20 protein-coding genes and 1 pseudogene are annotated in these 23,697 nt (G+C 58.5%); 7 read left to right on the forward strand and 14 right to left on the reverse strand.

The features are described from left to right. Nucleotides 1-104: 104 nt before the first annotated feature. From atpB to rpmH, 11 genes are all read right to left on the reverse strand, one after another. Nucleotides 105-974 (reverse strand): F0F1 ATP synthase subunit A, encoded by an 870-nt coding sequence (gene atpB, locus F3J44_RS16640; protein WP_167274165.1) that lies wholly within the window; start codon nucleotides 972-974, stop codon nucleotides 105-107. Between the two features lie 16 nt (nucleotides 975-990). Continuing rightward, nucleotides 991-1,398, reverse strand: a complete 408-nt coding sequence (locus tag F3J44_RS16645) for a F0F1 ATP synthase subunit I (protein ID WP_043199916.1) — start codon at nucleotides 1,396-1,398, stop codon at nucleotides 991-993. Nucleotides 1,399-1,547: 149 nt separating this feature from the next. Continuing rightward, nucleotides 1,548-2,420, reverse strand: a complete 873-nt coding sequence (locus F3J44_RS16650; RefSeq protein WP_167063658.1) for a ParB/RepB/Spo0J family partition protein — start codon at nucleotides 2,418-2,420, stop codon at nucleotides 1,548-1,550. Between the two features lie 9 nt (nucleotides 2,421-2,429). Continuing rightward, nucleotides 2,430-3,221: a ParA family protein gene (locus F3J44_RS16655; protein WP_167063662.1), complete on the reverse strand. Its 792-nt coding sequence runs from the start codon at nucleotides 3,219-3,221 to the stop codon at nucleotides 2,430-2,432. An 18-nt stretch (nucleotides 3,222-3,239) separates the two neighbouring features. Beyond that, entirely contained in the window at nucleotides 3,240-3,890 is a 651-nt protein-coding gene (gene rsmG, locus F3J44_RS16660; protein WP_167274168.1) for a 16S rRNA (guanine(527)-N(7))-methyltransferase RsmG, read from the reverse strand. After that, complete coding sequence (gene mnmG, locus F3J44_RS16665; protein WP_167274171.1) at nucleotides 3,887-5,779, reverse strand: tRNA uridine-5-carboxymethylaminomethyl(34) synthesis enzyme MnmG; 1,893 nt, start codon at nucleotides 5,777-5,779, stop codon at nucleotides 3,887-3,889. Before mnmG ends, rsmG begins: the two co-directional genes overlap by 4 nt. Before the next feature lie 519 nt (nucleotides 5,780-6,298). Continuing rightward, on the reverse strand, nucleotides 6,299-7,669 hold the full coding sequence (gene mnmE / locus F3J44_RS16670) for a tRNA uridine-5-carboxymethylaminomethyl(34) synthesis GTPase MnmE (protein ID WP_167274173.1): 1,371 nt from the start codon (nucleotides 7,667-7,669) through the stop codon (nucleotides 6,299-6,301). Between the two features lie 85 nt (nucleotides 7,670-7,754). Next, entirely contained in the window at nucleotides 7,755-9,437 is a 1,683-nt protein-coding gene (gene yidC / locus F3J44_RS16675) for a membrane protein insertase YidC (RefSeq protein WP_167063674.1), read from the reverse strand. Nucleotides 9,438-9,439: 2 nt separating this feature from the next. Further along, nucleotides 9,440-9,685, reverse strand: a complete 246-nt coding sequence (gene yidD / locus F3J44_RS16680) for a membrane protein insertion efficiency factor YidD (protein WP_079230263.1) — start codon at nucleotides 9,683-9,685, stop codon at nucleotides 9,440-9,442. Then, the gene (rnpA, locus tag F3J44_RS16685) at nucleotides 9,678-10,079 is read right to left on the reverse strand and encodes a ribonuclease P protein component (protein ID WP_370526378.1); all 402 of its coding nucleotides are present in this window, start codon (nucleotides 10,077-10,079) and stop codon (nucleotides 9,678-9,680) included. Before rnpA ends, yidD begins: the two co-directional genes overlap by 8 nt. Nucleotides 10,080-10,095: 16 nt before the next feature. Then, complete coding sequence (gene rpmH / locus F3J44_RS16690; protein ID WP_003253163.1) at nucleotides 10,096-10,230, reverse strand: 50S ribosomal protein L34; 135 nt, start codon at nucleotides 10,228-10,230, stop codon at nucleotides 10,096-10,098. A 584-nt stretch (nucleotides 10,231-10,814) separates the two neighbouring features. On the opposite strand from rpmH, the gene dnaA reads away from it, so the two are divergent. From dnaA to gyrB, 4 genes are read left to right on the forward strand one after another with little or no spacing between them, the layout of a single operon-like run. Further along, on the forward strand, nucleotides 10,815-12,353 hold the full coding sequence (gene dnaA, locus F3J44_RS16695; RefSeq protein ID WP_167274176.1) for a chromosomal replication initiator protein DnaA: 1,539 nt from the start codon (nucleotides 10,815-10,817) through the stop codon (nucleotides 12,351-12,353). A 40-nt stretch (nucleotides 12,354-12,393) separates the two neighbouring features. Further along, on the forward strand, nucleotides 12,394-13,497 hold the full coding sequence (dnaN, locus tag F3J44_RS16700) for a DNA polymerase III subunit beta (protein WP_167063680.1): 1,104 nt from the start codon (nucleotides 12,394-12,396) through the stop codon (nucleotides 13,495-13,497). 15 nt (nucleotides 13,498-13,512) lie between these two features. Continuing rightward, nucleotides 13,513-14,616, forward strand: a complete 1,104-nt coding sequence (gene recF / locus F3J44_RS16705; RefSeq protein WP_167274180.1) for a DNA replication/repair protein RecF — start codon at nucleotides 13,513-13,515, stop codon at nucleotides 14,614-14,616. Between the two features lie 4 nt (nucleotides 14,617-14,620). After that, nucleotides 14,621-17,041, forward strand: a complete 2,421-nt coding sequence (gyrB, locus tag F3J44_RS16710; RefSeq protein ID WP_167063686.1) for a DNA topoisomerase (ATP-hydrolyzing) subunit B — start codon at nucleotides 14,621-14,623, stop codon at nucleotides 17,039-17,041. Nucleotides 17,042-17,165: 124 nt separating this feature from the next. On the opposite strand, the pseudogene F3J44_RS16715 reads toward gyrB, so the two are convergent. After that, nucleotides 17,166-17,417 (reverse strand): annotated as a pseudogene (locus F3J44_RS16715) (transposase); the annotation flags it as partial. Nucleotides 17,418-17,785: 368 nt separating this feature from the next. On the opposite strand from F3J44_RS16715, the gene F3J44_RS16720 reads away from it, so the two are divergent. From F3J44_RS16720 to F3J44_RS16730, 3 genes are all read left to right on the forward strand, one after another. Continuing rightward, a complete protein-coding gene (locus F3J44_RS16720) occupies nucleotides 17,786-18,907 on the forward strand; it encodes a helix-turn-helix transcriptional regulator (RefSeq protein ID WP_167274182.1) in 1,122 nt (373 codons plus the stop codon). Beyond that, a complete protein-coding gene (locus F3J44_RS16725; RefSeq protein WP_167274185.1) occupies nucleotides 18,904-19,503 on the forward strand; it encodes a hypothetical protein in 600 nt (199 codons plus the stop codon). The genes F3J44_RS16720 and F3J44_RS16725 overlap by 4 nt, the downstream gene beginning before the upstream one ends. Nucleotides 19,504-19,848: 345 nt before the next feature. Next, entirely contained in the window at nucleotides 19,849-22,221 is a 2,373-nt protein-coding gene (locus F3J44_RS16730; RefSeq protein ID WP_167274187.1) for a DEAD/DEAH box helicase, read from the forward strand. Between the two features lie 362 nt (nucleotides 22,222-22,583). Here the strand turns inward: F3J44_RS16730 and F3J44_RS16735 are convergent, their stop codons facing one another. Together F3J44_RS16735 and F3J44_RS16740 are read right to left on the reverse strand one after the other, a co-directional pair. Further along, nucleotides 22,584-23,024: a hypothetical protein gene (locus tag F3J44_RS16735; RefSeq protein WP_167274190.1), complete on the reverse strand. Its 441-nt coding sequence runs from the start codon at nucleotides 23,022-23,024 to the stop codon at nucleotides 22,584-22,586. A gap of 212 nt (nucleotides 23,025-23,236) precedes the next feature. Beyond that, nucleotides 23,237-23,635 carry an RcnB family protein gene (locus F3J44_RS16740; RefSeq protein WP_167063726.1) on the reverse strand — a complete coding sequence of 133 codons (399 nt, stop codon included), beginning with the start codon at nucleotides 23,633-23,635 and terminating at the stop codon, nucleotides 23,237-23,239. Nucleotides 23,636-23,697 lie beyond the last annotated feature (62 nt).

Consider the following 23,697-nt stretch of genomic DNA (forward strand, 5'->3'; position numbering starts at 1 on the left):
GTTTGAAGCGGTAAAACAAATCGTTTGGTACAGCTTGCCCTTGCGGACTTTTAAAGCCCTCCCCCCAAACGAGCGGGGAAGGCTACAAGACACGCCAGGCGGTCTTAATGGTTATCTTCATGGGCCATCGACAGGTAGACGATGGTCAGCATCATGAAGATGAAAGCTTGCAGGGTGATGATCAGGATGTGGAACACAGCCCACGCCCATTGCAGCACCACGCCCAGGCCGCTCAGCCAGAGCAGGCCGGAGCCGAACATCACGGCGATCAGGATGAACACCAGCTCGCCGGCGTACATGTTGCCGAACAGACGCAGTGCCAGCGAGATCGGCTTGGCGATCAGGGTGACGAATTCCAGCAGGAAGTTGACCGGAATCAGCAGGATCTGCACGAAGATGTTCTTGCTGCCGAACGGGTGCAGGGTCAGCTCACCGATGAAGCCGCCCAGGCCCTTGACCTTGATGCTGTAGAAGATGATCAGGGCGAACACGCAGAAGGCCATGGCCAGGGTCGCGTTCGGGTCGGTGGTCGACACGGCGCGGAACGGAATGTGCGGATCACCGGAGATCAGGATGGCCAGCCGAGGAATCCAGTCGACCGGTACCAGGTCGACGGCGTTCATCAGGAATACCCAGACGAAAATGGTCAGCGCCAGCGGAGCGATCACTGGGCTACGGCCGTGGAAGGAGTCCTTCACGCTGCCGTGGACGAAGTCGACCATCACTTCCACGAAGTTCTGCAGGCCGCCAGGCTGGCCGGAAGTCGCCTTCTTGGCCGCCATGCGGAAGATGAACAGGAAGATCAGACCCAGCGCAACGGACCAACCCAGGGTGTCCACGTGGAACGCCCAGAAGCCCATTGCCTTGGCTTCTGCAGCAGAATGGGCAAAGCCCCAGCTGCCGTCTGGTAATTGACCATAGGTCAGGTTCTGCAAGTGGTGCTGGATATAACCCGAAGCGGTTTCTTCTGCCATGGTTGCCTCAAACGCCCTAAGGTCTCGAAAGTCTTTTATTCATCAGCAGGGGCGCGAACCAGCTGACCCAAAGGGTCAACACGAAGACGCCGAATACTGCCAACGGCGCCAGTGGCTTCACTCCTGCGAAGGTCAGTGCAAAAAGCACTGCCGTCAAAATCATCTTGCCTGCCTCGCCAGCGTAAAACGACTTGACGATGGCTTGTGCCGCCCGAGCCCCGCTGAAGCGAAAAGCCTTCCAGGCGAAATACACATTGGGCAGCCAGGCAATCAAACCTCCGCAAAGGCCTGAATATCCACTGACCGCCCCTTTCCACTGCCACAACACCAAGGTTGCCAGCAGCAGTACGACGAATTGAGCCAGCAGTACCGGAAAAACCGCCCAGCGATGGAAAGGCAGGCGGTTTGGCGTGCGGATTTCCATCACAACTGCTCCTCGGAAGTCGACCAACAAGTCAGTAATGACTTGGCATAATTTGTGCCGACAAAATGCGCGCAGAGTATAGGGGTGGATTAACCCCTATTCAACTCTTCGGTAGTGATTTCCGACTGCGCGCTACAACGGGAATTGTTTCAGCGGATGTGAGCAAGCACGCCTTGCAACTCGTCAAGGGAGTTGTAACGAATAACCAACTGGCCCTTGCCCTTGTTGCCGTGGCGGATCTGCACGGCAGAGCCCAGGCGCTCTGCAAGCCGTTGTTCAAGGCGTGCGATGTCCGGATCAGGTTTGCTCGGTTCGACCGGCTCAGGTTTGCCGCTGAGCCATTGCCGCACCAGTGCCTCGGTTTGGCGCACGGTCAGGCCACGTGCGACAACATGACGCGCCCCTTCTTCCTGGCGATCTTCCTCAAGGCCGAGCAAGGCACGGGCGTGGCCCATCTCCAGGTCGCCGTGGGCGAGCATGGTCTTGATCGCCTCGGGCAGGGAAATCAGGCGCAGCAGGTTGGCCACGGTCACCCGCGACTTGCCCACGGCATCGGCCACCTGCTGCTGGGTCAGCTCGAATTCCTGTTGCAGGCGCTGCAGGGCCAGGGCTTCTTCCAGCGGGTTGAGGTCTTCGCGCTGGATGTTCTCGATCAGCGCCATGGCAATGGCGGCTTCGTCCGGCACTTCACGCACCATCGCCGGGATGGTGTCGAGGCCGGCCTGCTGGGTGGCGCGCCAGCGACGTTCACCGGCAATGATCTCGAAGCGGTTGCCTTCGATCGGGCGCACCACGATCGGCTGCATCACCCCATGGGTGCGAATCGAGTGCGCCAGTTCTTCCAGTGCCTCGGGGTCCATGTCGCGGCGCGGCTGGTACTTGCCGCGCTGGATCAGTTCGACGGGCAGGTGTTGCAGTTCTTTCTGGTCGATCGTCACAGCCTGCTCTTCGAGCGCGCTGACGGAAGGACCACTGAGCAGTGCATCCAACCCACGTCCGAGACCCCGTTTCTTAACGGCCATGCGGATTCCTTAAGTTGTTTGTGCAGTGCGTGATTGACGGCGTTGGCGGCGTACCAGTTCCCCGGCCAGGGCCAGGTAGGCCAGTGCGCCACGCGATTGCTTGTCGTAGGCCAGCGCCGGCATGCCGAAACTCGGTGCCTCGGCCAGGCGGATGTTGCGCGGAATGACCGTGTCGTACAGCTGCTCGCCGAAGTGCTCCTTGAGCTGCGCCGAAACATCGTTGTTCAGGCTCAGGCGCGGGTCGTACATGGTCCGCAGCAGGCCTTCGATCTTCAGTTCCGGGTTCAGCCGGGCAGCGATGCGCTTGATGTTATCCACAAGGTCGCTCAGGCCTTCCAGTGCGTAGTACTCGCACTGCATCGGAATGATTACGCCATCGGAGGCGACCAGCGCGTTGAGCGTCAGCATCGACAGCGACGGTGGGCAGTCGATGAGGATGTAGTCGTAGTTCTCGCGGATTGGCGCCAGCGCATTGCGCAGGCGGCTCTCCTTGACCTGCATTTCCAGCAGCACCACTTCCGCGGCGGTCAGGTCGCGGTTGGCCGGCAGCAGCTGGAAGCCACCGTGCTCGGAGTAGTGCATGGCCTGGGCAAGGTCGCATTCCCCGATCAGCAGGTCGTAGACCGAATGCTCGAGTTCGTGTTTGTCCACACCGCTGCCCATGGTGGCGTTGCCCTGCGGATCGAGGTCGATCAGCAGCACACGACGCTTGGTCGCGGCCAGCGATGCTGCGAGGTTGATACAGGTGGTGGTCTTGCCGACACCACCTTTCTGGTTCGCGATTGCGAATACCTTAGCCATTGTTGCGTGTGTTCCCAATCAAGCCTTGCGGCGCAGTATCAGCAGATGGCGCTGGCCCTGGCAACCTGGAACGGTCAGGGCCTGCTCGCTTTCCACTGTGAAGTCTGCGGGCAATGCTACCAGTTCATCGGCAGGATGCAGCCCCTTCATTGCAAGCCATTGCGTCCCGGTGTCGCCAAGGTGGCGGGTCCAGTTGGTGAAGTTCTCCATGCTGCTGAAGGCGCGAGAGATGATTCCGCTGAACGGTTGCGCGGGCTGGAAGGCTTCGACCCGGCTGTGGATAACCGTGAGGTTGTCCAGCTTGAGCTCCATTTTCACCTGGGTCAGGAAACGGGTTTTCTTGCCATTGGCGTCCAGCACCGTCACCTGCTTGTGCGGATGCAGGATAGCCAATGGAATGCCAGGCATGCCACCGCCGCTGCCAACATCCAGCCAATAGTCGCGGTCGCTGTGGATAAACGCCATGACGCTGAGGCTGTCGAGCAAGTGACGGGAAACCATCTCGTCAGGGTCGCGCACGGCAGTCAGGTTGTAGGCTTTGTTCCATTTGATCAACAGGGCCAGGTAACCCAGCAGCTTCTCGTGCTGCTCGGCGCTCAGCTCGACACCGAGCTGGCGCGCACCTGTGGACAACTCTTCGGCGTGTTGCGGGGTGACCAGGGAACTCAAGCGCTTTGCTCCAATTCGCGGCCTGCGCCGCGTTTTTTTAGATGAATCAGCAACAGGGAAATCGCCGCCGGGGTGACGCCGGGAATGCGCGAAGCCTGGCCCAGGGTTTGCGGACGGGTCTGGCCGAGCTTGCCCTGGATCTCCTTCGACAGCCCGGAAATCGTCGTGTAGTCGATATCCACAGGCAGGCGGGTGTCCTCGCTGGCGCGCAGCCGCGCGATTTCGTCCTGCTGGCGGTCGATGTAGCCGGCGTATTTGGTCTTGATCTCGACCTGCTCGGCAACCTGTGGGTCGATCGCTTCACCACCGGTGGCCTCGATCAAGCCGGCGTAGTCGATTTCCGGGCGGGCCAGCAGGTTGAGCAGGCTGTACTCGTGGCTGAGCGGCGTGCCGAACTTATCCACAATGGCCTGGCCTTGTTCGGTGTTCGGGCGAACCCAGGTCGACTTCAGGCGCTGTTCTTCGCGCTCGATGCCGTCGCGCTTGGCGCAGAAGGCGGCCCAGCGTTCATCGTCGATCAGCCCGAGCTCGCGGCCCTTCTCGGTCAGGCGCAGGTCGGCGTTGTCTTCGCGCAGGATCAGCCGGTATTCGGCGCGCGAGGTGAACATGCGGTACGGCTCCTGGGTTCCCAGGGTGATGAGGTCGTCGACCAGTACGCCGATGTACGCCTCGTCGCGGCGCGGGCACCAGCTTTCGCGGCCCTGGGCGCGCAGCGCGGCGTTGGTCCCGGCCAGCAGGCCCTGGGCGCCGGCTTCTTCGTAGCCGGTGGTGCCGTTGATCTGGCCGGCGAAGAACAGGCCGCCGATCACTTTGGTTTCCAGGCTGTACTTGAGGTCGCGCGGGTCGAAGTAGTCGTACTCGATGGCGTAACCCGGGCGCACGATGTGGGCGTTTTCCATGCCGCGGATCGAACGCACCAGTTCCAGCTGCACGTCGAATGGCAGCGAGGTGGAAATGCCGTTGGGGTAAAGCTCATGGGTGGTCAGGCCTTCCGGCTCGATGAACACCTGGTGGCTTTCCTTGTCGGCGAAGCGGTGGATCTTGTCTTCGATCGACGGGCAGTAGCGCGGGCCCACGCCTTCGATCACACCGGAGTACATCGGCGAACGGTCGAGGTTCGAGGCAATGATGTCGTGGGTGCGCGCGTTGGTGTGGGTAATCCAGCAGCTCACCTGGCGTGGGTGCATCTGCGCGTTGCCCATGAACGACATCACCGGGATTGGCGTATCGCCCGGTTGCTCGGTCATCACCGAGAAGTCCACCGAACGCCCGTCGATCCGCGGCGGCGTACCGGTTTTCAGGCGGCCGACGCGCAGCGGCAGTTCCCGCATGCGGTGCGCCAGGGCGATCGAGGGTGGATCACCGGCGCGGCCACCGGAATGGTTCTGCAAGCCAATGTGAATCAGGCCACCGAGGAAGGTGCCGGTGGTCAGCACCACGGATTCGGCGAAGAAGCGCAGGCCCATTTGGGTAACCACGCCCTTGACCTGGTCCTGTTCGACGATCAGGTCGTCGCAGGACTGCTGGAATATCCACAGGTTCGGCTGGTTTTCCAGGATCTCGCGTACCACTGCCTTGTAGATGGCACGGTCGGCCTGTGCACGGGTGGCGCGTACTGCCGGGCCCTTGCGGTTGTTCAGGACGCGGAACTGGATGCCGCTCTTGTCGGTGGCCAGCGCCATGGCGCCGCCGAGCGCATCGATCTCTTTGACCAGATGGCTCTTGCCGATGCCACCGATGGCCGGGTTGCAGCTCATGTGACCGAGGGTTTCCACGTTATGGGTCAACAGCAGGGTTTTCACACCCATGCGTGCTGACGCAAGCGCAGCCTCGGTACCGGCATGGCCGCCGCCGATGACGATCACTTCAAAACGGGAAGGGAAATCCACCACGCACCTCGTGCCTGTTTTTGCGAATAGAGAAGGTAAGCGGACAAGTATAGGGACTTCACCCCCCTTAAAGAAACCGTCTGCGCAAATTTTGACCAGTCTGTGGATGAATGGCAGACAACAGAAATCAAAGAGGAAAAATTTAAAAAAGCTTTGTTTTTATGTTTATTCTTATGCACAGGCTTATCTGTGGATAACGTTCTACAGGCCTTTTATCACCTGATGTATAGCGAAATTGAACCCTGTGGCTTACCCACCATGAGGGGTATGGATAACGTCTTTGAGCCTGTGGATTAAATGGCCATTTACCCACAGGCGGAATTGTCCTCAGAAAAAAAGCCTGCTTATCAACGGGGCTGAAGTTGGGTTTTCCACAGGGCTCCTGGGTAGGGATTTCGGGTTGCCTCTGTGGAAATCCCGTAGGAGCGAGCAGAGCTCGCGATGCGCCACCCTCAGCGCTGCTTTTCCCCAGGCAAAAAAAACCGCCCCCGAAGGAGCGGCTTTTGAGCTTGCTGTGGATTACTTGCCGATGCAGAAGCTCGAGAAGATCCGCCCAAGCAAATCATCGGAACTGAACGCGCCGGTAATCTCGCCCAACGCCTGCTGCGCCTGGCGCAGATCCTCTGCCAACAGCTCACCCGCGCCCGCCAGGGTCAACTGCGCACGGCCATGCTCCAGGTGCGAACTGGCCTGGCGTAGCGCATCCAGGTGGCGCCTGCGCGCGCTGAAGCCACTCTCGGCGGTTTGTTCATAACCCATGCAGGCCTTCAGGTGATCGCGCAGCAGTTGCAGCCCCTGGTCATCGCCCTTGGCACTCAGGGTAATGGTCACATGGCCGTCCTCGCACAGCTCCAGCCCTACTCGCTCACCACTGAGGTCGGCCTTGTTGCGAATCAGCGTAACCTTGGCCGGGTCTGGCCGTTGCGCGAGGAACTCCGGCCACAGGGCGAACGGGTCGCTCGCTTCAGGCGCGGTGGAGTCCACCACCAGCAACACCCGGTCAGCCTCGCCAATGGCCTTCAACGCGCGCTCCACACCGATCTTTTCCACATGGTCATCGGTATCACGCAAACCGGCAGTATCAACCACATGCAGCGGCATACCGTCGATGTGGATATGTTCACGCAGGATGTCCCGGGTGGTGCCGGCAATGTCGGTCACGATGGCCGCTTCGCGCCCGGCCAGCTGGTTCAGCAGGCTCGACTTGCCCGCATTCGGCCGCCCGGCGATGACCACGGTCATGCCATCGCGCAGCAAGGCCCCCTGCCCGGCTTCACGCTGCACGGTGGATAACTCGGCACGCACGGCATCGAGCATCGACAACACATGGCCATCGGCGAGGAAATCGATCTCCTCTTCCGGGAAGTCGATGGCCGCCTCGACGTAGATGCGCAGGGCGATCAGCGCCTCGGTAAGGCTGTGCACACGTTTCGAGAACTCCCCCTGCAGCGAGCGCAGGGCGTTGCGCGCAGCCTGGCTGGAGCTGGCCTCGATCAGGTCGGCGATGGCTTCGGCCTGGGCCAGGTCGAGCTTGTCGTTGAGAAACGCACGCTCGCTGAACTCCCCCGGGCGCGCCAGGCGGCAACCTACTTGTACACAGCGCTGCAGCAGCATGTCGAGCACCACCGGGCCGCCATGGCCCTGCAGTTCAAGCACATCCTCGCCGGTGAACGAGTTGGGGCCGGGGAAGAACAGCGCGATGCCCTCATCCAGCACCAGCCCCTGCTCGTCGCGAAACGGCCCGTAGTGGGCGTGGCGCGGCGTCAGGCTGCGGCCAGTGATCAACTGGCCGGCCTGGCTGGCCAGCGGCCCGGAGAGCCTGACAATGCCCACGCCTCCGCGGCCCTGGGCGGTGGCGATGGCGGCGATGGTTTCACGCACAGTGTTCATGCTCGAAAGCCTCTACACAAAAACGACAGATAGCAAAAACGCCCCCGAGGGGGCGTTTTTATTCACAGGCTAGCGCAGTAGCCCGTCAAGCAGCAGCTTTTTTGGTCGCTGCTTCGATACGGCGGGTGATGTACCACTGCTGGGTGATCGACAGGCAGTTGTTCACAACCCAGTACAGCACCAGGCCAGCTGGGAACCACAGGAAGAAGAAGGTGAAGATGATTGGCATCATTTTCATCACCTTGGCCTGCATCGGATCCGGCGGCGTCGGGTTCAGGCGCTGCTGGATGAACATGGTGGCGCCCATGATGATCGGCAGGATGAAGAACGGATCCTTGATCGACAGGTCGGTGATCCACAGCATCCACGGAGCCTGACGCATCTCGACGCTTTCCAGCAGTACCCAGTACAGCGACAGGAACACTGGCATCTGCACCAGGATCGGCAGGCAGCCGCCCAGCGGGTTGATCTTCTCTTTCTTGTACAGCTCCATCATCGCCTGGGACATCTTCTGGCGATCGTCACCGAAGCGTTCCTTCAGTGCAGCGAGCTTTGGCGCCACGGCACGCATGCGCGCCATCGAGCGGTAGCTGGCAGCCGACAGCGGGAAGAACAGGCCCTTGATGAGCATGGTCAGCACGATGATCGACCAGCCCCAGTTACCCAGCAGGCTGTGGATATGTTGCAGCAGCCAGAAGATTGGCTGGGCGATGAACCACAGGAAGCCGTAGTCGACGGTCAGTTCCAGGCCTGGGGACAACTCCTTGAGCTTGGACTGGATTTTCGGGCCGGCATACAGCATGGCGCTGGTTTCGGCCTTGCCGCCCGCTGGCACGCTGAGGGCCGGGCCGGTGTAGCCGATGATGTAGTTGCCCTGGCCGTCCTTGCGGGTTTGGACAACGTTGTTGTCCGATTTGGCCGGAATCCAGGCGGTAACGAAGTAGTGCTGCAGCCAGGCGACCCAGCCGCCGGACACATTTTCTTTCAAACTACCCTTGTCGATGTCCTTCATCGAGACCTTTTTGTAAGGCTCGGAAGCAGTCCACATGGCGGCGCCCAGGTAGGTCGCGGTGCCGGTGGCGGTGCTCGAAGACGGATCGGAGCTGGCGTCACGCTTGAGCTGGGCAAACAGGTTGCCGTTCCAGGCCTGGCCACTCTGGTTGTCGATCAGGTAGCTGACACCCAGGTCGTACTCACCGCGCTTGAAGCTGAAGCGCTTGATGTAGTTGACGCCGTTGTCGCTGAACTTGAGGTCGACCACCAGTTGTTCCTGGCCGTCGGCCAGCTGGTAGCTCTTCTGCTCGGCTGCATACAGCGGGCGACCCGACGAACGGGCATCCGGGCCGTTGGCACCGGTCAGGCCACTTTGTGCCAGGTAGACACGCTCGCCGCCGTTATCGAACAGCTGGAACGGAATCTCCGGGTGGTCCTGGCGGCGTGGGTACTTCGGCAGGGTCAGCTGGACGATGTCACCACCGACCGGATCGATAGCCAGTTCCAGGACATCGGTCTTGACCCGGATCAGGTCCTTGCTGACCGCCACCGGCGCAAGTTCCGCTGGGCTGGATTCGGCGTTGGCGCTCGGTACATCGGCGCTGGCGCCGGCGGTACCGGCCGGCACGCCATCCGGCAAGGCCGGGGCAACAGTGCTGGCAGCAGTATTCTGAGTCGGCAGGGCAGCCTGGCCGTAGTCCTGGTTCCACTTGAGGACCATGACGTAGGACACGATTGCCAGGGCGACGATCAGGATCGTGCGTTTAATATCCATGATTACTCGGCTATCGAAGAAGTTCGGGAGGAAGGCGCGGGGGGAACGGGATCGAAACCGCCGTCGTTCCACGGATGACAACGCCCCAGGCGACGAACGGCTAGCCACCCACCACGCAAGAGGCCATGGTTTTCTATGGCTTCGAGTGCGTAACAGGAGCAACTGGGGTAGAAACGACAGTGATTGGCCATCAGGGGACTGATGGCGTAACGGTAAAACTGGATCGGAACGAGTGCCAGTTTACGCATCTTGACTGTGTACCCCTGCGGAATCGGCGTTTGCCGCTGGAGCTGGCCGACTGCGCGCCAGGCGTTTCCAGAGCTTGCCAAAGTGTTGGTGCAATTCCGGGTTTTCTATCTCACCCAATCCCTTGCGCGCGACGATCACTATGTCCAGCCCGGCCAGCATTTGCTGGTTGAGACGGAAGGAATCGCGCATCAAGCGCTTGAGGCGATTGCGTTGAACGGCGAGCTTGACGCTCTTCTTGCCGATCACCAGGCCGAGGCGCGGGTGATCCAGGCCGTTCTCGCGAGCAAGGATCAGCAGGTTTTTCCCTGGAACCTTGCCGGTTGGGGAGTCGAAGACCGCTTTGAAGTGCCGGGGTATAAGCAGTCGCTTTTCCCGACTGAAGTCCTGACTCACCACCTGTGCCGAAAAATCAAATGGCCAGACGCTTACGGCCTTTGGCACGACGACGCGACAGAACAGCGCGGCCGTTCTTGGTAGCCATACGGGCACGGAAGCCGTGGGTGCGAGCGCGCTTGATGGTGCTTGGTTGGAAAGTACGTTTCATGGCGTGTTACCTGGGTTGGTCGACAACGGGCCGGAGTGGCCCCCTTTTTAAGAGATCGGCGATTCTAGAGAAAGCAAGCCCATAGGTCAATTTCCAACCAGTCATTCCTTATAGAAGGTCATGCCGGAGTCGGCTAGGCAGGCTGGGTTGATCGCACAGGCAAACGGACGACAAAATGAAAAAAAAGAAGAGACATATAAAAAGCTTTTCTGAAGAACTTATAAATCTTAGGTGGATAACCTTCTGTGGATAACCTTCTACAGGCCTTAAAATTCGTGATGTACAGAGATTCACAACCTTGTCGGTAACAGGTGCGGTGCTTGTGCCGGACGTGCGGAAAGCCTGTGGATAGAAAGGACCGTTATCCACAGGGTAGTTATCAACAGGGCTGACCTCATGGTTGTGCATAGCCCTCATGCCCGGTTATCCACAGAGCTTATTCACAGTGGTTGTGAGACGTTTTGGTCGCTAAATGGCTGTTTTGTCATGGCTCAGAATGTTTCCACATGTGGATAACTGATCGCTCGACCGGTACAATGGCGGTTTGTTTTTGCCTCATCCGGCTTTCAACTCAGGGGATATCCGTGTCAGTGGAACTTTGGCAGCAGTGCGTGGAGCTTCTGCGCGATGAACTGCCTGCCCAGCAATTCAACACCTGGATCCGTCCGCTACAGGTCGAAGCCGAAGGCGACGAGTTGCGCGTCTATGCGCCTAACCGTTTTGTGCTCGATTGGGTGAATGAAAAGTACCTCGGCCGTCTGCTCGAACTGTTGGGTGAAAACGGCAGCGGCATTGCACCTGCCCTTTCCTTATTAATAGGCAGCCGTCGCAGCTCTGCCCCACGTGCCGCACCCAATGCACCGGTCAGTGCCGCAGTGGCCGCGTCGATTGCGCAAAGCCAGAACCAGCAGGCTGCCGCGCCCGTGGTGGCGACCATCGCCGAACCTGTGCTGGCGCCAGTGGCCGCTCCTGCCCAGGTCAATGACATCGGCGAGTCGGCTTCGCGCGACAGCTTCGACGGCATGGGTGATGGCGCCTCGGCACCGACTACCAGCAACCGCACCGAGCAGCGCACGGTGCAGGTCGAGGGTGCGCTCAAGCACACCAGCTACCTGAACCGCACCTTCACCTTCGAAACCTTTGTCGAAGGTAAGTCGAACCAGTTGGCACGTGCTGCGGCCTGGCAAGTTGCCGACAACCCCAAGCACGGTTACAACCCGCTGTTCCTTTATGGCGGCGTGGGCCTGGGGAAAACTCACTTGATGCATGCTGTGGGTAACCACCTGCTGAAGAAGAACCCGAATGCCAAGGTGGTCTACCTGCATTCCGAGCGCTTCGTCGCGGACATGGTCAAGGCGCTGCAGCTCAATGCCATCAACGAATTCAAGCGCTTCTACCGCTCGGTCGATGCGTTGCTGATCGACGACATTCAGTTCTTCGCCCGCAAGGAGCGCTCCCAGGAAGAGTTTTTCCACACCTTCAATGCCCTGCTTGAGGGCGGCCAGCAGGTGATTCTCACCAGCGACCGCTACCCGAAGGAAATCGAAGGCCTGGAAGAGCGCCTGAAGTCGCGCTTTGGCTGGGGCCTGACGGTGGCCGTGGAGCCTCCGGAGCTGGAAACCCGCGTGGCGATCCTGATGAAGAAGGCCGACCAGGCCAAGGTCGAGCTGCCGCACGATGCGGCGTTCTTCATTGCCCAGCGTATTCGTTCCAACGTTCGTGAGTTGGAGGGCGCGCTGAAGCGGGTGATCGCGCACTCGCACTTCATGGGCCGGGACATCACCATCGAGCTGATTCGCGAATCGCTCAAGGACCTGCTGGCGCTTCAGGACAAGCTGGTAAGTGTGGATAACATCCAGCGCACCGTGGCCGAATACTACAAGATCAAGATCGCCGATCTGTTGTCCAAGCGCCGTTCGCGCTCGGTGGCGCGCCCGCGCCAGGTGGCCATGGCGTTGTCGAAAGAGCTGACCAACCACAGCTTGCCGGAGATCGGCGACATGTTTGGCGGCCGCGACCACACCACCGTGCTGCACGCCTGCCGCAAGATCAACGAATTGAAGGAATCCGACGCGGATATCCGCGAGGACTACAAGAACCTGCTGCGGACGCTGACGACGTGATGGTCGTTAGCGCAGCTCATTGAAGGCAAGGGACTAGACCATGCATTTCACCATTCAACGCGAAGCCCTGTTGAAACCTCTGCAACTGGTCGCCGGTGTCGTCGAGCGCCGTCAGACCTTGCCGGTGCTGTCCAACGTCCTGCTGGTCGTGCAAGGCCAGCAGCTGTCGTTGACCGGCACCGACCTGGAAGTCGAACTGGTTGGCCGCGTGCAACTGGAAGAATCCGCCGAGCCGGGCGAGATCACCGTGCCCGCGCGCAAGCTGATGGACATCTGCAAAAGCCTGCCGAACGACGCCCTGATCGACATCAAGGTCGACGAGCAGAAACTGCTGGTCAAGGCTGGCCGTAGCCGCTTCACCCTGTCGACCCTGCCGGCCAACGATTTCCCCACCGTGGAGGAAGGCCCAGGCTCGCTGACCTGCAACCTGGAGCAGAGCAAGCTGCGCCGCCTGATCGAGCGCACCAGCTTCGCCATGGCCCAGCAGGACGTGCGCTACTACCTCAACGGCATGCTGCTGGAAGTGTCGCGCAACACCCTGCGCGCCGTGTCCACCGACGGTCATCGCCTGGCGCTGTGCTCCATGACGGCCGCCATCGAGCAAGACGACCGCCACCAGGTGATCGTGCCACGTAAAGGTATCCTTGAGCTGGCGCGCCTGCTCACCGACCCTGAAGGCATGGTCAGCATCGTTCTGGGCCAGCACCATATTCGTGCGACCACCGGTGAGTTCACCTTCACCTCCAAGCTGGTCGACGGCAAGTTCCCGGACTACGAGCGCGTGCTGCCAAAAGGCGGCGACAAGCTGGTGGTCGGTGACCGCCAGGCGCTGCGCGAAGCCTTCAGCCGTACCGCGATCCTGTCCAACGAGAAGTACCGCGGCATTCGCCTGCAGCTGGCCGCTGGCCAACTGAAAATTCAGGCCAACAACCCCGAGCAGGAAGAAGCGGAAGAAGAAATCAGCGTGGACTACGACGGTAGCTCGCTGGAGATCGGCTTCAACGTCAGCTACCTGCTGGACGTGCTGGGCGTGATGACTACCGAGCAAGTTCGTCTGATTCTGTCTGATTCCAACAGCAGTGCTTTGCTGCAGGAAGCTGGCAATGACGATTCTTCCTACGTTGTCATGCCGATGCGCCTGTAACCCGTAGCAGGCGAAATGTCCCTTCGACGTATCATGGTCACCGCGGTGCGCAACCTGCACCCGGTGACCCTCACACCGTCCCCCCGCATCAATATCCTTTACGGCGCCAACGGCAGCGGCAAGACCAGCGTGCTGGAAGCCGTGCACCTGCTCGGCCTGGCCCGGTCGTTCCGCAGTACGCGACTGAACCCGGTCATCCAGTACGAGCAAGCGGCGTGCACCGTGTTTGGCGAAGTGCAGCTGGCCGAAGGCGGCACCAGCAACCTGGGTGTATCCAGGGAGCGGGCGGGCGAATTCACTATTCGAATCGACGGGCAGAACGCCAAGAGCGCTGCTCAACTGGCTGAATTGTTGCCGTTGCAATTAATCAACCCGGACAGCTTCCGCCTGTTGGAGGGTGCGCCGAAGATTCGACGGCAGTTTCTCGATTGGGGGGTGTTCCACGTGGAACCCCGGTTCCTGCCTGCTTGGCAGCGCCTGCAGAAGGCGCTGCGGCAGCGGAACTCGTGGTTGCGGCATGGTACACTTGACCCAGCTTCGCAAGCCGCCTGGGACCGGGAGTTATGCCTGGCCAGTGCGGAGATAGATGAATACCGTCGCAATTACATCAAGGCCTTGAAGCCCGTCTTCGAGCGAACCCTGAGCGAACTGGTCGAGCTGGACGGGTTGACCCTGAGCTACTACCGAGGCTGGGACAAGGACCGGGAACTGCAAGAAGTGCTCGCCTCCTCTCTCCTTCGCGATCAGCAGATGGGCCATACCCAGGCCGGTCCGCAGCGTGCTGATCTGCGTCTTCGTCTGGCTGCCAACAACGCAGCCGACATCCTGTCGCGTGGTCAGCAAAAGCTGGTGGTGTGTGCACTGCGCATTGCCCAGGGCCACCTCGTCAGCCAGGCTCGCCGCGGCCACTGTATTTATCTCGTAGACGACTTGCCGTCCGAGCTGGACGACCAGCATCGCCGCGCGCTGTGCCGCTTGCTTGAAGAATTACGCTGCCAGGTGTTCATCACCTGTGTAGATCACGAATTACTGAGGGAAGGCTGGCAGACGGAAACGCCAGTTGTCTTGTTCCACGTGGAACAGGGCCGTATCACCCAGACCCACGACCATCGGGAGTGAAGGCATGAGCGAAAATCAAACGTACGACTCCTCCAGCATCAAGGTGCTGAAAGGTTTGGATGCCGTGCGCAAGCGTCCCGGCATGTACATTGGCGACACCGATGATGGTAGCGGCCTGCACCACATGGTCTTCGAGGTGGTCGACAACTCGATCGACGAAGCCCTCGCCGGTCACTGCGATGACATCACCGTCATCATCCACACGGACGAATCCATCAGTGTGCGCGACAACGGTCGCGGCATTCCGGTCGACGTGCATAAAGAAGAAGGCGTTTCCGCAGCCGAGGTCATCATGACCGTACTGCACGCCGGCGGTAAGTTCGACGACAACTCCTATAAGGTTTCCGGCGGCCTGCACGGTGTGGGTGTGTCGGTAGTGAACGCCCTGTCCGAGAAGCTGGTACTGACGGTTCGTCGCAGCGGCAAGATCTGGGAGCAGACCTACGTTCACGGTGTTCCACAAGCGCCGATGGCGATTGTGGGTGACAGCGAAACCACCGGTACTCACATCCACTTCAAGCCGTCGGCTGAAACCTTCAAGAACATCCACTTCAGCTGGGACATTCTGGCCAAGCGGATTCGTGAACTGTCGTTCCTCAACTCGGGCGTCGGCATCCTGCTGAAGGATGAGCGCTCGGGCAAGGAAGAGTTCTTCAAGTACGAAGGTGGCTTGAAGGCGTTCGTTGAATACCTCAACACCAACAAGACCCCGGTCAACTCGCAGGTCTTCCACTTCAACGTCCAGCGTGACGATGGCGTGGGTGTCGAGATTGCCCTGCAGTGGAACGACAGCTTCAACGAAAACCTGCTGTGCTTCACCAACAACATTCCACAGCGTGACGGCGGTACTCACCTGGTCGGTTTCCGTTCCTCGCTCACCCGTAGCCTGAACAGCTACATCGAGCAGGAAGGCCTGGCCAAGAAGAACAAGGTCGCCACTACCGGTGACGACGCCCGGGAAGGCCTGACCGCGATTATTTCGGTGAAGGTTCCAGACCCCAAGTTCAGCTCGCAGACCAAGGACAAGTTGGTTTCCTCGGAGGTGAAAACCGCCGTGGAACAGGAGATGAACAAGTACTTCGCCGACTTCCTGCTGGAAAACCCGAACGAAGCCAAGGCCGTTGTCGGCAAGATGATCGACGCAGCCCGTGCCCGTGAAGCGGCACGTAAAGCCCGTGAGATGACCCGTCGCAAGGGCGCACTGGACATCGCCGGTTTGCCGGGCAAGTTGGCGGACTGCCAGGAGAAGGACCCTGCCCTCTCCGAACTGTACCTGGTGGAGGGTGACTCCGCAGGTGGTTCGGCCAAGCAAGGCCGTAACCGTCGCACCCAGGCGATCCTGCCGCTCAAGGGCAAGATCCTCAACGTCGAGAAAGCACGCTTCGACAAGATGATCTCGTCCCAGGAAGTGGGCACGCTGATCACCGCGCTGGGCTGTGGCATTGGCCGCGAAGAGTACAACATCGACAAGCTGCGTTATCACAACATCATCATCATGACCGATGCTGACGTTGACGGTTCGCACATCCGTACCCTGCTGCTGACCTTCTTCTTCCGTCAGTTGCCGGAGCTGGTCGAGCGTGGCTACATCTACATTGCCCAGCCACCGCTGTACAAGGTGAAGAAAGGCAAGCAGGAGCAGTACATCAAGGACGACGAGGCCATGGAAGAATACATGACCCAGTCGGCCCTCGAAGACGCCAGCCTGCATCTGGACGAATCGGCGCCAGCCGTTTCCGGCGTACAGCTGGAAACCCTGGTGAATGAATTCCGCGCTGTGATGAAAACCCTCAAGCGCCTTTCCCGCCTGTACCCGGAAGACATCACCGAGCACTTCATCTACCTGCCGGAAGTCACCCTGGAACAACTGGGCGATCACGCTGCGATGCAAGCCTGGTTGGCCAAGTTCCAGGCACGCCTGAGCAACAGCCAGAAGTCGGGCCTGGTGTACCAGGCTGCCCTTCGCGAGGACAAGGAGCGCAACGTTTGGCTGCCGGAAGTGGAAGTCACCTCCCACGGCCTGGCCAGCTACGTCACCTTCAACCGCGACTTCTTCGGCAGCAACGACTACCGTTCGGTGGTCACGCTGGGTGCCAAGTTGTCCACCCTGCTGGGTGAAGGTGCCTACGTGCAGCGTGGTGAGCGTCGCAAGGCGATCAGCGAGTTCAAGGAAGCCCTGGACTGGTTGATGAACGAAAGCACCAAGCGCCACACCATTCAGCGATACAAAGGTCTGGGCGAGATGAACCCGGAGCAGCTGTGGGAAACCACCATGGACCCAACCGTCCGCCGCATGCTCAAGGTCACCATCGAAGACGCGATTGCCGCCGACCAGATCTTCAACACCCTGATGGGCGACGCGGTGGAACCACGCCGCGACTTCATCGAAAGCAATGCGCTGTCGGTGTCGAACCTGGATTTCTGATACCTGTTGATGGGCACATTAAGTGTCGCAAGTGGGCGAGTTACTGTCGCTTTGTAGGGAAGCCCCGGCCTTTGTGTCGTAATGCTGTTCACTTAAGCATTTGAGTCCAAGCCGAGTTTTCTAGAAAATCCGATACCAGGCCCCTGGTATCGGATTTTTTATTCGCCGCATGCAGGTCGAAAAACTTGCGCCGCGCATGGGCCATGCAACCGATTTCGGTGATGCTCAGTTCGAAGTCGGCTTTGTAACCCGCGAAGTCATCGCACACCAGCTTGCCGTTCCAGGTGCCCAGGAAGTTGCGCGCATGTTCGCCCGCACGGCTGGGGCTGAAGTCGTAGACCACAGCTTTCAGTGCCGAGAACGATGTGGTGCAGTGCTGGCGCATGGTGTTCCTTGAATTAACGGCGATGGTGTCCACGTATTTTTAGGTGGACACCATCGTCCTTAATCTGAGGATTTTGAAGGTGTGTTCGGCAGACGCTTACAGACCAGCTTCTAGGGCTAGAGGAAGAACGAGAGCTTAGAGAGGCATGCGATGAGCTGGGTATTTTTCAAGACGCAACCATGGGGGCTCTATGACAGAAAACCATACCAAGGACGTTCAGTTTGGGCGCTGATGGCAAGTCAGGACGACAGGGTGAAAGGCACCTTCATGCTGAAGCAAGCTGCTCTTGGGTGCGCATTCACCATACTAAAACTTGATTAAACTTGATTTTTTTGAGCTGAGCACTACACTGGTCAGCTATGCAAAATATCCTTCATGTAGAGTCGCTCCGTACGGCTCTTGCCGAGCGCGGCTGGACACAGAAATACCTAGCAGAACAGTTGGGGGTTTCAGCGCAGTCCGTGACCAACTGGTTCAACGGTAAGGACTTCCCGCGTCCTGACAAGCTGCTCAAGCTGGCGACAACCCTGCACCTTTCTTTCACTCAGTTGGTAGAGCCGCCGAAGGATCAGCCCGTCGTGGCTTTCCGCAAGCGGGCTGGCACCAAGACCACGGATGCGCACATTGCCAAAGCCATCGGTATCGGCGGCCTGCTTAAGCCCCTCGTGGATTATCTGCCAAAACTGCCGACCTTGCGTACCCAGATTTCTTCGCCTTCTACGTCTTATGCGCGGCTGCAAATCGATGCGTTGCAGGTGCGCAGTAAGCTGGGAATTGGTGAGCGCAGCGTCCTTGGCTATCCAGCGCTGATTGGCGAGTTCAAGTCGTGTGGTGCTGTGCTTGTGCCCGTGCTCTGGGGGCAAAAGCAGCAGCACAAGAATGCGCTGCATATTTTGCTGCCGTCTTCAGACGTGACGTTCGTGTTCGTTAATCTGGACACTAAGCTGGAAGACTTCAAATTTTGGATGGCCCATGAGCTGGCGCATGTCTATACCCCAGAACTGGCTGGCAGTGACGAAGGGGAGGATTTTGCGGATGCCTTAGCAGGTGTGGTGCTGTTTCCGGAAGCCTGCGCTGAGCTAGCGTATGCCGAAGCGGCGAAAGCGTCTGACGCTGCGGGGGAAATTCCTGTCCTGCAAAAATTCGCGGCACAGCATGAGATTTCGTTGAATACGGTGTTCCAGCAGATACAGGCTTACGCGCGGGAGCATCAACTCAAGCTGCTACGAGTGGCTGATAAGACCATTCATGCTGTGCGCAACAGTTCAGCTCCTCAATGGGTGAGTGCGCTCTTGTTTGACCCCGCTCCGCCAAAGCCTGCGCAGTACATGGCTGCCGCAGAAAATGTCTTCCAGTCGACGTTCTTCCATGCGCTGAAGTGCATGATTCGCGAGCACGGCACGGGCGCCTCGTATGTTCAGCAAATTATGGACATTTCTCTTGTGGATGCGGTGGGGATCCATGAGGAACTGGCGAGTTGAGTTCTGCACAGACACTGGCACTGCTGGATACGAATGCCTATCTCCGTCTCGCCAAGCGTGTAAGGCCGATGCTTGGCGTCGCGTTTGGTCAAAAAAACTATGTGCTGACCATTCTGAAAGACGTAGAGACGGAAGTGCATCGCAATGGTGCTCTGAAGTTTAAGTACCCCTGGTTTGACGGCGAGGAGGTTGCTGCTGAACGGGGTGCGAAGCAGGTACGCCTCAAGGCAGAAGAAAAGGCCCAACTGGATGCAGCGCAAAGCGTGCTGCACGGCTGGGTCTTGATGAACCCAGTTCCCTATACCACGCGAAAGCGCTCTCCACCGTCCACCACAGACTGTCGCGTGTTGGCCTTCGGTCAAATCAGAAATGCCATTGTGGTCACTGATGATCTAGGGATGCATCAGTTGGCCACCGACTTTGGTATTACGGTCTGGCATGGCCATGAGTTACTAAAAAAAATGCTGACGGCAAAATTGATTACCAACGATCAGGTTAGGGAAATTTTTGAAGCGCTTGAACTCAATGGCGATCTGACCGAAACCTGGCGTGAGGCTAAGCATTCCATCTTTTCTAAGATCTTTGGTAAGGCATGAAACCCGAGTCAATTGACGCCTCGCGCAATGCTTGTTTTTTGCACATTCGTCGATGCTCATGCTGCGGACAATAAAGACTACGGCCTGTACGGTCGATTGCAATTGGCGGGTTGCTAACTACACAAATTCAAAGCTCTACTGTCAGCGCCCTGATCCCTACTCCCTCGCGCCGTGCCGCCGCGCCTTAGGTATTCTTCTTTCTAGCGCCAAGGAAGATTGGTGCTTACCTGGGCATGAGTTGCACTCTGCTCCGGCTGCTATGCCGTGGTTGTTTGATCCGCACTTCCCCTGCTGATAGCCTGAACGAGACTAAAGCGATCTATCAATGGCTGAGGCTGCGAGGCGGTGACCGATTCCACGCTGGTGGCGAAATTACGTGCTGAAAATGCTCGACTGATAGCTTTGCTTGAAGCACATGGCATTGAGTGGCACCTTCCATCTGAGCCCGTATGCGTACCAGTGGCGGGTAATCAGTCGCTAACCAACCTTGATACTGGTAGCAAACTCGCCCTTTTTCGCAGCTTGTTCAAAGGCCGTATTGATACTTACCCGTTGCGCTGGGAAAGCAGAGGCGGCAAGTCTGGCTATGCACCTGCCTGCGCCAATGAATGGCGGCCTGGAATCTGCGAGAAACCACGCATCAAGTGCAGTGATTGCGGGCAGCGCCAACTTCTGTCGGTGAGCGATGATGTCATTTATCGTCACTTAGCCGGAGCCATGGTGGTCGGCGTCTACCCGTTGCTTTCGGATGATACGTGTCATTTCCTAGCTGTCGATTTCGATGAGGCTGATTGGCGGGAAGATGCACTGGCCTTTGTGCAAGCTGCTCGCTCTCTCGATGTCCCCGTAGCACTGGAAGTCTCGCGTTCTGGAAATGGAGCTCACGCGTGGATTTTCTTCCAAGACAAAGTCCCTGCGATTGATGCCCGCCGTCTAGGGGCCGCGATCATAAGCCATGCTTGCGAGCGCACCAGGCAACTGTCACTTAGTTCGTACGACAGACTTTTCCCGAATCAGGATTTCATGCCCAAGGGTGGATTCGGTAACCTGATTGCTTTGCCACTGCAAAAGCGAGCCAGGGCCAACAATCACAGTGTTTTTGTCGATGAATCCTTGGAGCCATATCCTGACCAATGGCGGTTCCTCGCCACCGTTCGACGGATGAGCCCTGAAGGTATCCAGCCCGCTGTCAATCAAGCTATGGGCAATCGCGATCCACTGGGTGTTGCTTTTGTCGACGAGCAGAATGATTCTGAACCATGGAAACAACGTGAGCAAACGTCCCAGCCGTTGACCTGCTCTCTGCCAGCTACCCTTAAGGTCACGCTGGCAAACCTGATTTACTTTGAAAAATCGCAGCTGCCCCAACCCTTGGCTAACAGGCTAATCCGACTCGCTGCTTTTCAAAATCCTGAGTTTTACAAGGCACAGGCCATGCGCCTATCAGTCTGGAACAAACCCAGGGTCATCGGTTGTGCACAAAATTTTCCTCAGCATATTGGGATTCCCCGGGGTTGCTGGGATGCGGTACTGGACCTGTTAAATGAGTACAAAATCACCCCGCAGTTACAGGATGAGCGCTTTGCTGGCGTTAGCCTCGACGTTGATTTCTTAGGTACTTTACGGCCAGATCAAGACGCGGCTATCCACGCTTTGATGCAATACGACACCGGGATACTCTGCGCCCCTACAGCGTTTGGCAAAACAGTAACTGCTGCCGCACTCATCTCCAGGCGTAGAGTCAACACGTTAGTGCTGGTGCACCGCACAGAACTGCTTCGACAGTGGCAAGCCCGGTTACAAACATTCTTGGGCGTAGGCAAAGAGATCGTCGGTACGATTGGCGGTGGAAAGTCCAAGACAACTGGGCAAATCGACATTGCTGTGATGCAGTCACTTTCGCGGAAAGGTGACATCAGCGATCTGATCAAAAATTACGGCCAGGTCATTGTCGATGAGTGCCATCACCTCTCGGCGGTGTCTTTCGAAGCATTGCTGAGGAGCGCCCCCGCGCGCTATGTGCTTGGGCTGACCGCTACACCCATCCGCCGAGACGGGCAGCAGCCAATCATTTTCATGCAGTGCGGCCCCATTCGGCATACTGCCGCTCGACCAGAAAGCGCTCCCCATGATTTGTCAGTCATTCCTCGAATGCTCTCAGGTCCGATCCCATTATCTGACGGTTCGGGGATACAGGACGTCTTCAAAACTCTTGCTGATGATACGAGGCGTACCGCGCTGATTGTTTCGGACGTTCGCTCCGCGTATGACCAGGGTAGAAAAGTACTCGTGCTGACACAGCGTACCGAGCATGTAGATGCCCTAGAGCATGCACTGAAGGGCCATGTCGAAAACCTCTATAGCCTCCATGGGCGAATGCCTAAGAAGCAGCGGTTAGCTCGGCTTTCAGAGCTTGAGTCCTTACCTGAGGAAGCACCTCGTGTGCTTCTTGCCACCGGCAAGTTGATTGGTGAGGGATTTGACCATCCTGCGTTGGATACTCTCGTGCTGGCTATGCCCATTTCCTGGCGAGGAATTCTCCAGCAGTACACCGGTCGGTTGCATCGAGCGCACACTGCCAAGACTGACGTACAAGTCATCGATTTTGTGGACGAGGGCAACGTTGCATTAATGCGGATGTGGGAAAAGCGCAAAATGGGCTACAGGATGATGGGGTACCGGATGACAGATACCCTAGCTACCATGAAGCTGCTCTAGGATGGGGTACCTGATTCGCCATCGTTGGTGTGGGCGTATGTTTCCGAATGCTTGAAGGCCTGTGACTAAATGGTAGCTTGCAGCGAAACATGCTCCTGTCGTTCTTGGGATACGAGTCTTCTGCTCAGTCTGTACGTATTCCACTAGCGTAGAGAGGTTGGTTTTGATACGACATTTGATTGTGCCAGAAAGCCGCAATACGAAACGAACTCGGTACCGCACACGACATTCATGGCGCCCATGTTCCACGTGGAACCCCCATTTTCGTGGGGGATGACAATTTATGTGCCCATCGACAACCCGATCCCGGGCCCCCAAAAAGCCCGCGCAAGCGGGCTTTTTTTATCTCTGTTGTCCTGCAATCAACTGGCAGGAGCAAGCAGTTGCCACACCTGAACCAGCCCTACCAGATGAACAATGCCATACAGTAGGCATATCACCGAGCTGACCACGATGAAGCGGCCGCTGCGTCCAGTGCCAGCCAAGGCAAACGGGCCCAGTACGCCGCGCAACAAATAGATCAGCGTGATGATGCACAGTACTGGTCGGAGCAAAGGAAGCCGATCTATCAGCCCTGCAGCCGACAAGGCATAGCTGGCCCAGCCTGCCAGGACCAGGGCGATGGCAGCTGTTATCAATGAGGGGTACCACTGCCCCGCTTGGGCAGCGCGGACGAAACGCTCACCTGCGCCGAAGAGCCGGTACCAGGATGGCCCCATTAGAATGACGCCCACGTGCATCAGCGAAGCCAGGAGGCTCAGTGCTGCAGCTAGCAGCATTGTGGTGTTGTAGTCATTTGACACGTCATCACTCCTTGATGAAAACAATCACCACGCTGTTGGGCGACTGCTTGTTGAATCTTAGGTGTTCCGATGTTTCACGTGGAACCTCTATTTCAATCCGTGATTATTTGGGGCGGCTGCGCGCCCCATCGCGAGCTATGCTCGCTCCTACAAGAGCGTGCCCATGTAGGCGCGAGCGCAGCCCCGGCTTGATGAGCCGCGAAGCTGAATGATCAGTAGCCCGAAAGCACACTCACCACCACGCCCGTGGCAATCGCAACCAGCACATAGTCACCATTCACATACAACCAACGGTGATCCCGTGGCGGTGCATACAGGTGCCGTGCACGCCAGTCGGTCACCCAATAGCGGTCTGCGCGGTAGCGGGGTTCGACCACGTAGCCACGGCGCCATTGCTGATGGGGCATCGGCATGCCCGCTTCCGGGCGGAAGTTCGGGTTGTGGTAGGCCGGGTAACGGCCATTGTCGTGGCGGTCATGACGCTCGGGTTGCCATCCTTGATGGGATGGGCCACGGCCATCGTCATAGCGATCCGGTCCTGGTTGAGCGAAGCTGGCCAAGGGTGTGCTGAGCACAAGCGCGGCGCAGAGTACGGTCAGGGTTTTCTTCATGGGGGTGATCCTCTGCTTGTTAACGCCCGGCGGGTACTGCTGGGTGCCTGGTGCGGTTAACT

This window comes from Pantoea sp. Tr-811, assembly GCF_011752535.1.
Lineage (GTDB): Bacteria > Pseudomonadota > Gammaproteobacteria > Pseudomonadales > Pseudomonadaceae > Aquipseudomonas.

Coding starts and splice junctions, on each gene's coding strand:
- yidD (WP_079230263.1), bottom strand. CDS start 9,685: ATGCGTAAACTGGCACTCGTTCCGATCCAGTTTTACCGTTACGCCATC.
- dnaN (WP_167063680.1), top strand. CDS start 12,394: ATGCATTTCACCATTCAACGCGAAGCCCTGTTGAAACCTCTGCAACTG.
- yidC (WP_167063674.1), bottom strand. CDS start 9,437: ATGGATATTAAACGCACGATCCTGATCGTCGCCCTGGCAATCGTGTCC.
- F3J44_RS16645 (WP_043199916.1), bottom strand. CDS start 1,398: ATGGAAATCCGCACGCCAAACCGCCTGCCTTTCCATCGCTGGGCGGTT.
- gyrB (WP_167063686.1), top strand. CDS start 14,621: ATGAGCGAAAATCAAACGTACGACTCCTCCAGCATCAAGGTGCTGAAA.
- rpmH (WP_003253163.1), bottom strand. CDS start 10,230: ATGAAACGTACTTTCCAACCAAGCACCATCAAGCGCGCTCGCACCCAC.
- recF (WP_167274180.1), top strand. CDS start 13,513: ATGTCCCTTCGACGTATCATGGTCACCGCGGTGCGCAACCTGCACCCG.
- atpB (WP_167274165.1), bottom strand. CDS start 974: ATGGCAGAAGAAACCGCTTCGGGTTATATCCAGCACCACTTGCAGAAC.
- F3J44_RS16650 (WP_167063658.1), bottom strand. CDS start 2,420: ATGGCCGTTAAGAAACGGGGTCTCGGACGTGGGTTGGATGCACTGCTC.
- F3J44_RS16740 (WP_167063726.1), bottom strand. CDS start 23,635: ATGAAGAAAACCCTGACCGTACTCTGCGCCGCGCTTGTGCTCAGCACA.
- mnmE (WP_167274173.1), bottom strand. CDS start 7,669: ATGAACACTGTGCGTGAAACCATCGCCGCCATCGCCACCGCCCAGGGC.
- F3J44_RS16655 (WP_167063662.1), bottom strand. CDS start 3,221: ATGGCTAAGGTATTCGCAATCGCGAACCAGAAAGGTGGTGTCGGCAAG.
- F3J44_RS16720 (WP_167274182.1), top strand. CDS start 17,786: ATGCAAAATATCCTTCATGTAGAGTCGCTCCGTACGGCTCTTGCCGAG.